The 13,515-nt window shown below is 72.0% G+C and carries 10 protein-coding genes and 1 riboswitch; of the genes, 4 read left to right on the top strand and 6 right to left on the bottom strand.

The window, feature by feature from the left end; translation table 11 throughout:
• Positions 1 to 159 precede the first annotated feature (159 nt).
• From DZF91_RS00115 to DZF91_RS00095, 5 genes are all read right to left on the bottom strand, one after another.
• Complete coding sequence (locus tag DZF91_RS00115; RefSeq protein WP_117355474.1) at positions 160 to 933, bottom strand: glycosyltransferase family protein; 774 nt, start codon at positions 931 to 933, stop codon at positions 160 to 162.
• Positions 930 to 2,315, bottom strand: coding sequence for a class I SAM-dependent methyltransferase (locus tag DZF91_RS41600; RefSeq protein WP_235833938.1), 1,386 nt, complete (start codon positions 2,313 to 2,315; stop codon positions 930 to 932). The genes DZF91_RS00115 and DZF91_RS41600 overlap by 4 nt, the downstream gene beginning before the upstream one ends.
• 514 nt (positions 2,316 to 2,829) lie before the next feature.
• A complete protein-coding gene (locus tag DZF91_RS00105; RefSeq protein ID WP_117355472.1) occupies positions 2,830 to 5,091 on the bottom strand; it encodes a heavy metal translocating P-type ATPase in 2,262 nt (753 codons plus the stop codon).
• Positions 5,092 to 5,186: 95 nt separating this feature from the next.
• A complete protein-coding gene (locus DZF91_RS00100) occupies positions 5,187 to 6,140 on the bottom strand; it encodes a hypothetical protein (RefSeq protein WP_117355471.1) in 954 nt (317 codons plus the stop codon).
• Between the two features lie 93 nt (positions 6,141 to 6,233).
• Positions 6,234 to 6,437, bottom strand: a complete 204-nt coding sequence (locus DZF91_RS00095; RefSeq protein WP_117355470.1) for a heavy-metal-associated domain-containing protein — start codon at positions 6,435 to 6,437, stop codon at positions 6,234 to 6,236.
• Positions 6,438 to 6,933: 496 nt separating this feature from the next.
• On the opposite strand from DZF91_RS00095, the gene DZF91_RS00090 reads away from it, so the two are divergent.
• Entirely contained in the window at positions 6,934 to 7,797 is an 864-nt protein-coding gene (locus DZF91_RS00090) for an Fpg/Nei family DNA glycosylase (RefSeq protein ID WP_117355469.1), read from the top strand.
• Positions 7,798 to 7,857: 60 nt separating this feature from the next.
• Here DZF91_RS00090 and DZF91_RS00085 read toward each other — a convergent pair whose 3' ends face one another.
• Positions 7,858 to 8,301, bottom strand: coding sequence for an SSI family serine proteinase inhibitor (locus DZF91_RS00085; RefSeq protein WP_235833937.1), 444 nt, complete (start codon positions 8,299 to 8,301; stop codon positions 7,858 to 7,860).
• Positions 8,302 to 8,535: 234 nt separating this feature from the next.
• On the opposite strand from DZF91_RS00085, the gene DZF91_RS00080 reads away from it, so the two are divergent.
• The 3 genes from DZF91_RS00080 (at position 8,536) to DZF91_RS00070 (ending at position 12,718) form a co-directional block, all read left to right on the top strand.
• Complete coding sequence (locus DZF91_RS00080) at positions 8,536 to 8,871, top strand: rhodanese-like domain-containing protein (RefSeq protein WP_117355467.1); 336 nt, start codon at positions 8,536 to 8,538, stop codon at positions 8,869 to 8,871.
• A 183-nt stretch (positions 8,872 to 9,054) separates the two neighbouring features.
• Positions 9,055 to 9,171, top strand: a riboswitch (TPP riboswitch).
• Positions 9,161 to 10,603, top strand: coding sequence for a purine-cytosine permease family protein (locus tag DZF91_RS00075; RefSeq protein WP_235833943.1), 1,443 nt, complete (start codon positions 9,161 to 9,163; stop codon positions 10,601 to 10,603). It overlaps the preceding riboswitch by 11 nt.
• Positions 10,604 to 10,825: 222 nt before the next feature.
• Positions 10,826 to 12,718 carry a sensor histidine kinase gene (locus tag DZF91_RS00070; RefSeq protein WP_117355476.1) on the top strand — a complete coding sequence of 631 codons (1,893 nt, stop codon included), beginning with the start codon at positions 10,826 to 10,828 and terminating at the stop codon, positions 12,716 to 12,718.
• Positions 12,719 to 13,515: the final 797 nt, after the last annotated feature.

Here is a 13,515-nt window from a genome sequence, read left to right as displayed (position 1 = left end):
CGCCCCGGGCCCGTCCGGTTCCTGCACCCTCCGCGGCCCGCCCGGGCCGCGGTTCCCTCCCCCCGGCCCGGCGCTCGCCGGGCCGGAGGTCCGCCTCACCACGCGGTCCGCCACCGCCCTCACGGCCTCGTGCGCCGCTTCGGGCGACCAGGTCCCGCGTCACCGCTCCCAGACCGCCCACGGGCGGACGCCGCGCGAGTACGACTCGTCCAGCGCGAGGCGTTCCTTGACGGTGTCGGTGGGACGCCAGTAGCCCCGGTAGGGGTAGGTGAGCAGGCCGCCGGTCTTGGCGAGCGCCGCGCACGCGTCCGCGACCAGGTCGCCGCCCGGCGGGATGTGGTCGAAGACGTCCTGGCGCAGGACGAAGTAGCCGCCGTTGATCCACACCGGCATCTCGGTGACCGGGGTGATGCCGGACGCGCGGCCGTCCGAGCCGAGCTCGATGCAGTGGAAGGTGTCGGTCGGCGGCACCACCATCATCGACGCGCTCGCGTCCGTCCCGGCGAACCGGTCGATCATGTCCGGCAGCGGCGCGTCGGTGAGCACGTCGGCGTAGTTGGCGAGGAACATCTCGTCGCCGTCGAGGTAGGGCCGGACGCGCCGGAGCCGTTCGCCGATCGGCGAGTCCACGCCGGTGTCCACGAACGTGATCCGCCAGTCGGAGATGTCGTGGGACAGCAGCTCGACCCGTCCGCCGTGCAGCCGGAAGTCGTTGGAGTGCGTCTCGGAGTAGTGGACGAAGAAGTCCTTGATGTGGTGCGGCGCGTGCCCGAGGCACAGGATGAACTCGGTGTGCCCGAAGTGCGCGTAGTACCGCATCACGTGCCACAGCAGCGGGCGGGGCCCGACGAGCTGCATCGGCTTGGGGACGTCGCCGACCGTACCGGTGCGCATCCGCATCCCGAGGCCGCCGCAGAACAGGACGACCTTCACCGGCCGACCTCCACGACGTCCAGCTCCGGGATCGGGAAGACGAGCCGTCCGCCCCATCCGTGCACGTAGGCGAGCTGCTCGGACAGCTCGTCCCGCAGGTTCCACGGGAGCACGAGCACGTAGTCCGGACGGTCCTCCGCGATCTGTTCGGGCGGAAGGATCGGGATACGCGTACCCGGTGTGTAGCGGCCGTGCTTGTAGGGATTCCGGTCGACCGTGTAGGCGAGAAGGTCAGAACGGATGCCGCAGTGGTTCAGCAGCGTGTTGCCCTTGCCCGGGGCGCCGTATCCCACGACCGTCTTGCCTTCCTCGGCCGCGCGTATGAGGAACTTCAGCAGGTCACGGCGGACCTTGGCGACGCGCTGCGCGAACGCCGTGTACCCGTCGTCGCTGTGCAGTCCCTGTTCACGTTCGCGATCCAGGAGCTCCTGCACCCGCGCACTGGGCCCGCGCAACTCCGCACTGGGCCCGCGCAACTCCGCACTGGGCCCGCGCAACTCCGCACTGGGCCCGCGCAACTCCGCGCTGGGCTCATGGCCACCCGCGCTAGGCGCGCCCGTGGGCGCGCCGGATTCGGGTGCCGCAGCGTCGGCAGCGCCCTCCGGACGGGCCCAGAGACGGATCGAGCCGCCGTGCGTGGGCAGCAGCTCGACGTCCACCAGGACCAGGCCGCCGCTCGCGAGCGCGCGCTGTGCGGACGCGACCGTGTAGTACTGGAAGTGCTCGTGGTAGATCGTGTCGTACTGGCCGAACTCCATGAGCGTCGCGAGGTACTGGACCTCGATCGACACCCACCCGTCGTCCGCGACCAGCGCGCGCAGGCCCTTGGTGAAGCCGACGACGTCCGGAATATGGGCATAAACGTTGTTCGCCACGACGAGATCGGCGGGGCCGTGCTCGTCCCTGACCCGTTGCCCGGTCTCCTCCGTCAGGAACTCCGTCAGCGTGGGGACGCCCTTCTCCCGCGCCGCATCCCCGACATTCGCGGACGGCTCGATTCCCAGGCAACGGACGCCCTTTTCCACGACATGCCGCAGCAGGTATCCGTCGTTGCTCGCGACCTCCACCACGAAGCCGGGCGCGACGCGCTCGACGGCCGCGTCCACGAACGCCTTCGCGTGCCGCACCCACGAGTCGGAGTAGGACGAGAAGTACGCGTACTCGGTGAACGTCTCCTCCGGCGTGATCAGCGGCGGGAGCTGCGCCAGCCGGCACTCCCGGCAGACCCGCAGGTGCAGCGGGTACGTCAGCTCCGGCGCGTCCAGCCGGTCGGCGGTGAGGAACAGCTCGCACGGCGGGGTGGCCCCGAGGTCCACGACGCTCGCCAGGTCCTTCGCGCCGCAGAGGCGGCACCCGGCCACACCGCTGCTCGGATCGTTCACATGCCACCCCCGTGCGCCCGGTCCCCGCTCGGCCCCGGCGCCTCGTCCCCGACGAACGACCCCAGCATGACCAGCGATCTTTCGTTCGCCACGGGTATGACCACAAGCGGCCACAGATAGTGACCGACACCGGAATAAGACGACCTACGGGTTGATCGAATGCCTCTCCGGAAATGGCCCGGAACGGCATATCCGCGCCGTCCCGCCCGCACGGATCCGCCGTCCGCGAGCGGCTCGCGAAACACCTCGCGCAAAAAACCGAGGAGGCCCGGCCCCGAAGGACCGGACCTCCTCGCGCGCCCGATGCGGAGTGCCCCGTCGGACCGGTTTCGCTCGTCCCGTCGAACCGGCCCCACACCTCCCCATCGAGCGGGCCTCACCCCCGCCGAAGCGGGGTCCGGCTCGTCCACCGGAGTCCGGGGCATCTCGTCCCTGGAAGGACGCCTCCCCTTGGACGGAGCCGCTCGCCCCCCCCGTGAAGCGAGGGGCGAGCGGTCCGTCGGAGCGGGTCGGGTCAGGCGTTCTCGGTGAGGGGGCGGAACCGCCGGAGGCGGAGGCTGTTGCTCACCACGAAGACCGACGAGAAGGCCATCGCGCCACCCGCGATCATCGGGTTGAGCAGGCCGGTCGCCGCCAGCGGCAGCGCCGCCACGTTGTAGGCGAAGGCCCAGAACAGGTTGCCCTTGATGGTGCCGAGCGTCTTGCGGGAGAGCCGGATCGCGTCGGCCGCCGACCGCAGGTCGCCGCGGACCAGGGTCAGGTCGGACGCCTCGATCGCCGCGTCCGTGCCGGTGCCCATCGCCAGGCCCAGGTCGGCCTGGGCGAGCGCCGCGGCGTCGTTGACGCCGTCGCCGACCATCGCGACCGTCCGGCCCTCGGCCTGCAGCCGCTTGACCACGTCCACCTTGTCGGTGGGCATGACCTCGGCGATCACCTCGTCGATGCCGACCTGGTCGGCGACCGTCCGGGCCACCGCCTCGTTGTCGCCGGTGAGCAGCACCGGCCGCAGGCCCAGCGCCCGCAGCTGCGTGATCGCCTCCGCGGAGGTCGGCTTGATCTGGTCCGCGACGGTGAGGACCGCGCGGGCCTTCCCGTCCCAGCCGACCGCCACGGCGGTCTCGCCGCGGGCGGCGGCCTCGGCCATCGCCCGCTCGAGCTCGGGGGTCAGGTGCTGCTCCCACTCGGCGAGCAGCTTCGGCCGGCCGACGAGCACGCCGTGCCCGTCCACCACGCCCTGGACGCCCAGGCCCTCGATGTTGCCGAAGTCGTCCACCTTGGGCAGTTCGCCCACGCGCTCGGTCGCGCCCTTGGCGATCGCCTGGGCGATCGGGTGCTCCGACGCGTCCTCCAGCGCTCCGGCCAGCCGCAGCACCTGCTCCTCGCCGGTCTCGGCGGCCGGGTCGACGACGACCTTGACGAGCGCCATCTTCCCGCTGGTCACGGTGCCGGTCTTGTCCAGGACGACGGTGTCCACCCGGCGGGTCGACTCGAGCACCTCGGGGCCCTTGATCAGGATGCCCATCTGGGCGCCGCGGCCCGTCCCGACCAGCAGCGCGGTCGGCGTGGCCAGGCCCAGGGCGCACGGGCAGGCGATGATCAGGACGGCCACGGCCGCGGTGAACGCGGCGGCGGCGCCGTCGCCGGTGCCGAGCCAGAAGCCGAGCGTCGCGATGGCGAGCGCGATGACGATCGGCACGAACACCCCGGAGATCCGGTCCGCGAGGCGCTGCACCTTGGCCTTGCCGGTCTGCGCGTCCTCGACCAGCTTCGCCATCTGCGCGAGCTGGGTGTCGGAGCCGACCCGGGAGGCGCGGACGAGCAGCCGCCCGCCGGCGTTGACCGTCGCGCCGACCACCGAGTCGCCGGGCGCGACCTCCACGGGCACCGACTCGCCGGTGAGCAGCGAGGCGTCCACGGCGGAGGTGCCCTCCTCCACGACGCCGTCGGTGGCGATCTTCTCGCCCGGCCGGACGACGAACACGTCGCCCACGTTGAGCTGCTCGATCGGGATGCGCTGCTCGGTGCCGCCGCGCATCACCGCGACCTCCTTGGCCCCCAGTTCGAGCAGGGTCCGCAGGGCCGCGCCGGCGCGCCGCTTGGAGCGCGCCTCGAAGTACCGTCCGGCCAGGATGAAGGCGATGACCCCGGCCGCCGCCTCCAGGTAGATGTTGGACGAGCCGTCCGAGCGCGTCATCGAGAACTCGAAGCCGTGCTTCATGCCCGGCGTGCCCGCGTTGCCGAGGAACAGCGCCCACAGCGACCAGCCGAACGCGGCGAGCGTGCCCAGGCTGACCAGCGTGTCCATCGTCGCGGCGCCGTGCCGCAGGTTCGTCCAGGCGGCGCGGTGGAACGGCCAGCCGGCGTAGACCACGACGGGCGCGGCCAGCATCAGCGACATCCACTGCCAGTTCTTGAACTGCAGGGCCGGGACCATCGCGAGCGCGATCACCGGGACGGACAGCACCAGCGCCGTGACCAGCCGCTGCCGCAGCGGCTTCAGCTCGTCCGCGGGCTCGGCCGGCTCGCCGGACTCGGCGCTCTTCGGCGGCTTGGGGAGCTCGGCGGTGTAGCCGGTCTTCACGACGGTGGCGATCAGGTCATCGGGGGTCACCCCCTCGGGGAACTGGACCGTCGCCTTCTCGGTCGCGTAGTTGACCGTGGCGGTGACGCCGTCCATCCGGTTGAGCTTCTTCTCGATGCGGGCGGCGCAGGAAGCGCAGGTCATCCCGCCGATCGCCAGCTCGATGTGGCCTGTGGGAGGTGCTTGCGCGGCCATCGCTGCTCCTTTCGCGTTCCGGCGCGTCTGCGCTTCCGCTGCTACGCGTCTGGGGTGGTTCCGGGGGGTGGGGGGTGGAGGGGAAGTCTGCGGAGTTACTTGGCGACCGCGGTGAACTCGGCCGTGTGAACGGTCCCCGCGTGGCTGAAGTCCAGGTAGAGGCGGTAGGTGCCGGCGCTCGGGACGTCCGCCTCGAAGGTGACGTCGGGGCCGGGCTTGGTCTTGCCGTCGCCGGGCTCGCCGTCCGGGTGGACGTGCAGGTAGGCGAGGTCACCGGCGCGGAGCGCGACCAGGTGGCCGTACGCCTCCAGGTACGGGTCCAGGTTCGTGACCGGCCGGCCGTCCTTGCTGACGCTCAGCGTGAGCGTGCTCGGCTTGCCCGCGGTCAGGGAGCCCTTCAGCGTGACCTCGTAGCCGTCGACCTTGGCGACCTGCTCCGGCTGCGGGACGGCCTTGGGCTGGAAGTCGCCCGGGGCGAAGATGTCCGCGCCGAGGGTGAGCTGGTTCTCGGCCCCGACCGGCTTGACGTCGGTGAAGACCCGGTAGGCGCCCGCGTCCGTCAGCGTGATCGGGACGGACCAGACGCCGCCGCCGACCGGGGTCGGGTGCAGGTGCTGGAAGCCCGACAGGTCGCGGCGGGCCAGGATCAGGTGCAGGTCCTTGCCGTGCAGCGGCTGGTAGCGGGTGACGGGCTGACCGTCCGGCCCGGTGATGCTGAACCTGAAGTCGGTCTTGGTACCGGGGGCGACCGTGGCGTTCTGCAGGGCCAGGGTGTAGCCCTCGGCGGAGATCTGGAGCCCCCCGGGGGTACCGCCGCCGCCGTGGCCGGCGTGCGCGCCGCCCTGTCCGCCGCCCTGTCCGCCGTGCTCGCCGCCGTGCTCGCCGTTCATGTCGCCTTCTCCGCTCTCACCCTTGTGCCCGCCGGACATGTGGTGCCCCGTCTCCGCCTTCGCTCCCACGGGTCCGGTCACCGTGCCGATCCCCAGCGCGCCGCCGAAGACGGCCGCCAGGCCCAGCACGTACGCGCCAACTCTTGTCGTCGTCCTCATAGCCATCCGTCCCTTCGGCCCGTTCCCGGCGGCATCGGGTGCCGCGGCGTCCCGTCGTCCTGCGGCGGTCCGCCGCGGCACCTCCCGACCGGGTCAGGCGACCTCGTATCCGGCCTCGTCGATCGCCGAGCGGAAGGCGGCGTCGTCCAGCGGTCCCTCGCTGGTGACGGTGACCTTGCCGCTCGCCAGCTCCACCTGGACGTCGGTGACGCCGCTGATCGAGCCGACCTCCTGCTTGACCGAGCCGACGCAGTGGCCGCAGGTCATTCCGGTGACGGTGTAGGTGGCGGTGCTCATGTCCCTGACTCCTCGGTCTCGTGTCGCTGTCTTCCGGGGTACCCCTGGGGGGTATCTCGTGCCCTCATGGTGCCATAACCTCTCACCGGGCTGCAACCCCTACCCCCTAGGGGTTATTGCGTGACTCGCATCACCATGGGCGATATCTGGTGATACGCGGCGGAGCCGTACCCCTCCGCGCCCGGCGGATCCGGGCAGCTCCAGCGCGGCGCGCCGCGCGACGACGCGCACTGGAGGCCGCACGTGGCCGTCTGGCACTGGACGTGGCGGCCTCACGCCGGGGCGTGGCATCGGTCTTCGGCGGCCCTGGGGCGGGCGGTTATCCACACGTGCCGATGCCGCGGCCGATCGAGCGGGGCCGCCGTATCGGGGTCATTTGCCAAGGTATATCCGGCGCGAACGTCGCTCGCACGGGGGTGGCCGGCGTCATGCACAGGGTTTTCCACAGCTTTCCACAGCGCTGTGGACAGCGGCCGGACCTCGGATAATGTGAAGCATGCCCGAGCTTCCCGAGGTCGAGTCGCTCGCCGCGTTCCTGCGCGAGCGCGCGGTGGGCCACGCCGTCGCCCGCGTCGATGTTCTCGCCATCTCCGCACTGAAGACCTACGACCCGCCGATCACGTCCCTCGGCGGCCTCACGGTCACGGGCGTGGCCCGGCACGGCAAGTTCCTCGACATCGACGTGGACGGGCTGCACCTGGTCGTCCACCTGGCCCGCGCCGGGTGGCTGCGCTGGCGCGACGAGATGCCGGTCAAGCCCGTCCGTCCCGGCGGCAGGAACCCGCTCGCCGTGCGCGTCCACCTCGACGACGGCTCCGGCTTCGACCTCACCGAGGCGGGCACCAAGAAGGGCCTCGCCGTCTACGTCGTGCGCGATCCGTCCGACGTCGAGGGCGTCGCCTCCCTCGGCCCCGACCCGCTCGACCCGTCCTTCACGGTCGGGACGCTCGCCGGGATCGTCGGCGGCAAGCGCACCCAGATCAAGGGCCTGCTACGCGACCAGCGGATCGTCGCGGGCATCGGCAACGCCTACTCCGACGAGGTCCTGCACGTCGCCCGCATGTCGCCGTTCAAGATCGCCGGCTCGCTCACCGAGGAGGAGGTCCAGACCCTCTACGACGCGATCGTCGACACCCTGCGCGACGCCGTCGCGCGCTCCGGCGGCCTCGCCGCCCAGGACCTCAAGGCCGAGAAGAGGACCGGCCTCCGCGTCCACGGCCGCACCGGCGAGAAGTGCCCCGTCTGCGGCGACACGATCCGCGAGGTGTCGTTCGCCGACTCCTCGCTCCAGTACTGCCCCACCTGCCAGACGGGCGGCAAGCCCCTGGCCGACCGGCGCCTCTCCCGCCTCCTCAAGTGACCAGGCGGAACGCGCCCGCCGCGGCGGCCTCGGCTCACGGGCGGTGGACGTGGGGGACGGTCAGCGGACGGGCGGGACGTCGCCGAACAGGGGGGCGGCCTTGCTCCAGCGGGCGAGCTGGCAGCCGTCCGTCCGGGTGAACCTGGTGTCGATCGCCTGCCCGTGCCAGGTGCCCTTGACCGTGGCGACCTCCGGGCCGCCGTAGATCTTGGTGCACATCATGTCCGCCGGTACGGGCTTGAAGGCGTCCGGCGCCTTGGCGAGGGCCGCGCACGCCTGGGCCGCCTTGGGGTGGTCGCCACCGGCGGGATCGCAGGTCAGGGTCCAGGTCTTGGCGGGTGCCTGGGCGGAGGCCCGGACGCTGACCGTCAGGTGGTCGGCGGGGGAGCCGGGCGCGACGTTGTCCTTCGGCGGGGCGCCCGTCGGCCCGGACTTGGCGTTCTCCGAACCGCACGAGGCGGCCGACATCACCAGTGCCAGGGCGGCGGGCGTGAAAAGGAGCATCCGATACCGCATAGACGATTCGACGTCGCGGAGCCCGGTACGGTTCCACACCGTTCGACCGGTTCCGCCGACCCGGCCTCTGACCAGGTCCTTGAGCCGACGGCACAGGCGGGTGACCGCCGGCCGCGGGTGGGCGACCGGTCGGGGAAGTGCCTGGAGCATGATGGGATTCATGCTCGGATCTGTAGGTTTCGAGTGTCCCCGTGCCGCGCGGGGGCCCGTGGGGAGGTTCGGATGAACTTCGGGAACGACGTCCCGGCCGTGGACGCCGCCGAGGTACCGCAGGACGCGTACCTTCTGGACGTCCGCGAACAGTACGAGTGGGACGCCGGGCACGCGCCGGAGGCGGTCCACATCCCGATGGGCGAGCTGAGCGACCGCGCCGCCGAGATCCCCCAGGACCGCGAGATCTTCGTCGTCTGCCGGTCCGGGATGCGGTCGGCGCAGGTCACGATCGCGCTGAACCAGGCGGGCTGGATGGCCCGGAACGTGGACGGCGGCATGAAGCGCTGGGCCGAGGCGGGCCGTCCCCTCGACGGCCACACGGACGCCCCGCCGCACGTCGCCTGACCAGCACCCGCGGGAGGCCACCGCCGCCGAGACCCGACGTCCAGGCACCGCGTGTCCGCTTGGAGGCCGACTGGTGGCGGCGGGCGCGGACGCGGGGTGGCGGGAGGCGCGTCCGGGGAATGCGGGGCGGAGGATTGGGCGTTCCGCTCCCTGGAACGTTCGATGTACGATTCGCCCAGTCTTACTGAATACCGCGGGAGCTCGGGCCAACCGGGCTGAGAGGGCGGCACGAAGCGGCGCCGCCGACCGCATGAACCTGTCCGGGTAATGCCGGCGTAGGGAGCGTGCAGTGTCCGCTGTGCAGGAGGAGTCCGTCCGCGCGCCTCGCGACGAGGCCCCGTACACCCTCGACCAGCCCGCGCCCAGGGTGCTGGGCTTCTGGGACCAGTCCGCCTTCTGGGCCAACCTCGGCGTCAGCCTGCTGGCGTTCTCCGGCGCGTACACCGTGCTCGCGCCGACCGAGGACGGCCGTCCGACCATCTCGATCACCGCGGGCATCACCGCGATGATCGTCGGCACGCTGATCGGCGGCCTCATGCTGGGCCTGGCCGCCGTGCCCGGCGCGCGCACCGGCCAGCCCGCGATGGTGCTGCTGCGCGGGCTGTTCGGGGCCCGGCCGTCCTACCTGCCGACCGTGCTGAACATCGCGCAGCTGGTCGGCTGGGGCACCTTCGAGCTGATCACGATCGCGGGCGCCGCGCGGGCCCTGTACGACGGCGTGCCGCGCTGGGCGTACGTGGTCGCGGCGGGTGTGATCACGACCGTGCTGACGATCTGGCCGCTCGGATCGGTCCGGCTGCTGCGCCGGTACGTCACGGTCGCGGTCTGCCTCGCGCTGGTCTACTTCTACATCCAGCTGCTGCACGTCACGGTCGCGGTCTGCCTCGCGCTGGTCTACTTCTACATCCAGCTGCTGCGTGAACCGCTGCCCGACCTGAACCAGGGGTCCTGGGGCGGTTTCTGGATCGGCGCGGACGCGGCGCTCGCGGTGTCGATCTCGTGGGTCCCGGTCGCCGCCGACTACACCCGGCACTCCCGGACGCAGCGGGCCGCCTTCGGCTCGGCCGCGGTCGGCTACTCGGTCACGCAGATCATCGCCTACGTGCTCGGACTGTTCGCGCTGGCCCTGGTCGCGGGCGACTCGTCCCGGATCTACGACCCGTTCCTGCACGTGACGCTGGGCGCCCTGGTCTTCGCGGTCTTCGTCCTGCGGGAGGCCGACCAGTCGTTCGCGAACGTCTACTCGACGGCCGTCTCCATCCAGAACCTCGTGCCGCGCGCGGACCGCCGCGTCCTGTCGGTCGCGCTCGGCGTGCTGATCACCGTCCTCGCGCTGGCCCTGGACATCAACGACTACGCCAGTTTCCTGTCACTGATCGGGTCGGTGTTCGTCCCCATGCTGGGAGTCCTGGCCGCCGACTTCTTCCTCGGCAGCGGGCGCCGCGGCTGGGACACCGGCCGCTCCGCCCCCGCCCGCTGGAACATGATCGTCGCCTGGCTCGTCGGCATCGCCGTCTACCAGCTCATCAACCCGGGCACCGTCGCCCACTGGACCGACCTCTGGCAGGACGTCCAGCGGAGCCTGCACTTCACCCCGGCCTCGTGGATGAGCGCGTCCCTCTTCTCCTTCCTGGCCGCCGCTGCCGCCGCGCTGCTGCTGAAGCCGCTCGGCCGGCGTTCCGGCTCCGGTTCCGGCTCCGCTTCCGGCCCCCGCTCCGACGCCGCCGCCTGATCGTTCGCGGGTCTCAGGCCCCCTCCCTGCTCCGGGGAGGGGGCCTGAGCTGCGTTGATGCCGGTTGTCCACAGCTCGGTGACCGGCTTTCGCGGGGCGGGCGGGGTGGCGGAGACTGGACGCGACGGGGGAGGTGGCTGTGCGCCAAGAGGCGAGAGTTTTCGGCCCGCGGGGTCGGTGCGGAGAGACCTTTCAGCGGCGGTTGCCCGGCAGGAGGAGGTGATGCGGTGGCAGCATGAGGGCGTGCAACTCCAGGTCCACGATCCGATCGCGCGCGCCGTCATCGAGAGCGCCGCCGATGCGATCGTCGCCGTGGACCACGAGCACCGCGTCACGGTCTGGAACCCGGCGGCCGAGCGGATGTTCGGCTGGACGGCGGCGGAGATGACCGGGCGGGTGCCGCCGATCGTCCCGGACGAGCTGACCGCCGAGCACAACGCGGTGCAGGAGCGGCTGCTCACCCGCCGGCCCGGCGAGGGCGACACCGGCCGCATCTCGATCGCGACCCGCCGGTTCTGCCGCAACGGGACGCTGATCGACGTCCGGATCGACACCAGCCTCCTCAGAGACGCGCACGGCGAACCGCTCGGCTGGGTCGGCGTCTACCACCCGGTGGAGGAGGACGAGGTCGCCCAGCACCACATGGCCGAGCGGGCCCGGCTCGTCCGGCGGCTGAACGACATCGTCGCCGACCTGAACGCCGAGCTCGACCTCGCCACCGTGCTCGACCGGATCACCGCCGCGCTGATCGAACTGACCGGCGCGGACGCGGCCGGGTTCGTCCGGATCGAGGGCGAGCGGCTGCGGCTGGTCAGCCTCACCGGACTGCCCGAGCGGATGCGCGGCGCCACCGCCGACCTGCGGTCCAGCCTCGTCGGGGAGCTGCTGCGGACGGGCAAGACGATCAAGATGGCGGGCGGCGAGCGTAGGCTCGGCGACCTGATCTGGTCCGAGCTGCCCGGGCTGCACACCATCACGCTCGGCCTGTCCTACCTCCAGAACCGGCCGTACGGCGCCCTGTACGCCCTGTTCTCCGGCCGCCGGCCCGGCCACACCGAGCTGGAGCTGCTGGAACTGCTCGCCGGGCACGCCGGCGTGGCCGTCGGCAACGCCGTGGCCTTCGCCGAGGCCGTCCGGCAGCGGGCGCACGAGCGCGCGGTGATCGACGCGAGCGCGGACGGGATCGCCGTCCTCGACCGGGACGGCCTGGTCTGCCAGTGGAACCCGGCCGCGACCCGGCTCACGGGCGTCCCGACGGACCAGGTCCTCGGCCGTCGGCTGCCGTTCGAGCCGCCCGCGCCCGGCAGCACCCGCACGCTGCGGCTGCCGTCCGGGGTGTGGCTGGAGGTGCTGGCCGCCGAGGTCGCCGAGACCGACGAGCTGGTCGTCGACTTCCGCGACGTCTCCGAGGCCAAGGCGCTGGAGGAGGCGAAGGACCTCTTCCTCGCCACCACCAGCCACGAGCTGCGCACCCCGATCACCGTCGTGCGCGGCTTCGCCAGCACGCTCGTCAACCGCTGGGACGAGCTGCCCGACCCGGACCGCCGCACGGCCGTCGCCACCATCGCCGACCGCGCGGAGTCCCTGGCCCGCCTGGTGGAGCACCTGCTGCTCGGCTCCCGCGCCGGAGCCGACGAACTCGCCGTCACCATCGACGCGTTCGACCTGGCGCACGTGGTCAGCGGCGTGGTCGCGGGATTCCGGTCCCTGTCCCCGCTGCACCACGTGGAGCTGGAGCTCCCGCCCGACCTGCCCCTCTGCCACGGCGACCCGCTCGCGACCGACATCGTCCTCGGCCAGCTCCTGGAGAACGCCTTCAAGTACTCACCGGACGGCGGCGTCGTCCGCGTCCGCGCCCACGCCGAGGGCCCCCACCTGGTCGTGACCGTCACCGACGAGGGCATCGGCATCGCCCCCGGCGACCACGAGCGCATCTTCGAACGCTTCGTCCAGGGCGAAGCCGGCGACCGCCGCCGCTTCGGCGGCATCGGCCTGGGCCTCTACATCGTCAAACGCCTGACCGAAGCCCAGAACGGCACCATCACCGCCCTCCCCGCCACCCACGGCCCCGGCACCTGCATGCGCCTGACCCTCCGCCAGCCCCCACCCCACTAGCCCCCGCCGACCCCCACCCCTCCACCAGCCCCACCCAAGCCCAACCTCAATCCCACCTCGCCCAAGATCACCCAACCTCACGCGTCGCGAGTCTTCCCCCACCCCACGCACTCATGGGCGCCCGGTATAGACGCGGCGCTGCGCCTGCGCTTGGTGACACGACGGCCGATTCCGCGCGGAAGCGGCGTCCACAGGACACCTCTCCACGCCTGCTCGCAGGCAGGCCTCTCGGTATGAACACGGCGCTGCCGCTGCGCCTGGTGGCACGGCCGCCACTTCGCGCACGAAGGAAGCATCCACCGAACTCGTCTCCGCGCCTGGTTACAGGCGGAACCCTCGGTATAGACCCCGCTGAGGGGCTGCGCTAGGCGGAGCAGCGGCCACTTTGCGCCGAGGGGCCGCGTCCATGGCTCGTCTCCACGCCTGCTCATAAGCAGGCTTCTCGGTCTGGGCGCGGCGCTGCGGCTGCGCCTGGTGACACGAGGGCCACTTCACGCGCGAAGGCCGCGTCCACAGGACCCCTCTCCGTGCCTGCTCACAGGCAGAGCCCTCGGGCTCGACGCGGCGCTGCGGCTGCGTCTGGTGGCGCAGAGGACGCGGCCACGGGACTCGTCTCCGTGCCTGGGGTGCAGGCGGAGCCCTCGATATGGAGGCGGCTCTCGGGCTGCGGCTTGGTGGACCGGTCCTCTACGTGCGCGGTTGTTCTCGCGGGTGCTGGGCGCGCGGCTTGTCGGCGTGGTCGCCGGTGGGGCAGTTGCGGGGGGTCGGCGCGGGCGTGGGGGCTCGGCGCGGGTGGG

It is taken from the genome of Actinomadura logoneensis, from assembly GCF_003428695.1.
GTDB lineage: Bacteria > Actinomycetota > Actinomycetes > Streptosporangiales > Streptosporangiaceae > Spirillospora > Spirillospora logoneensis.
The sequence above is the reverse complement of the archived record's forward strand: the minus strand, read 5'-3'. Positions and strand labels throughout refer to the sequence as shown.

Coding starts and splice junctions, on each gene's coding strand:
- DZF91_RS00105 (WP_117355472.1), bottom strand. CDS start 5,091: ATGGCCGCGCAAGCACCTCCCACAGGCCACATCGAGCTGGCGATCGGC.
- DZF91_RS00100 (WP_117355471.1), bottom strand. CDS start 6,140: ATGAGGACGACGACAAGAGTTGGCGCGTACGTGCTGGGCCTGGCGGCC.
- DZF91_RS00095 (WP_117355470.1), bottom strand. CDS start 6,437: ATGAGCACCGCCACCTACACCGTCACCGGAATGACCTGCGGCCACTGC.
- DZF91_RS00090 (WP_117355469.1), top strand. CDS start 6,934: ATGCCCGAGCTTCCCGAGGTCGAGTCGCTCGCCGCGTTCCTGCGCGAG.
- DZF91_RS00085 (WP_235833937.1), bottom strand. CDS start 8,301: ATGCTCCTTTTCACGCCCGCCGCCCTGGCACTGGTGATGTCGGCCGCC.
- DZF91_RS00080 (WP_117355467.1), top strand. CDS start 8,536: ATGAACTTCGGGAACGACGTCCCGGCCGTGGACGCCGCCGAGGTACCG.
- DZF91_RS00070 (WP_117355476.1), top strand. CDS start 10,826: ATGCGGTGGCAGCATGAGGGCGTGCAACTCCAGGTCCACGATCCGATC.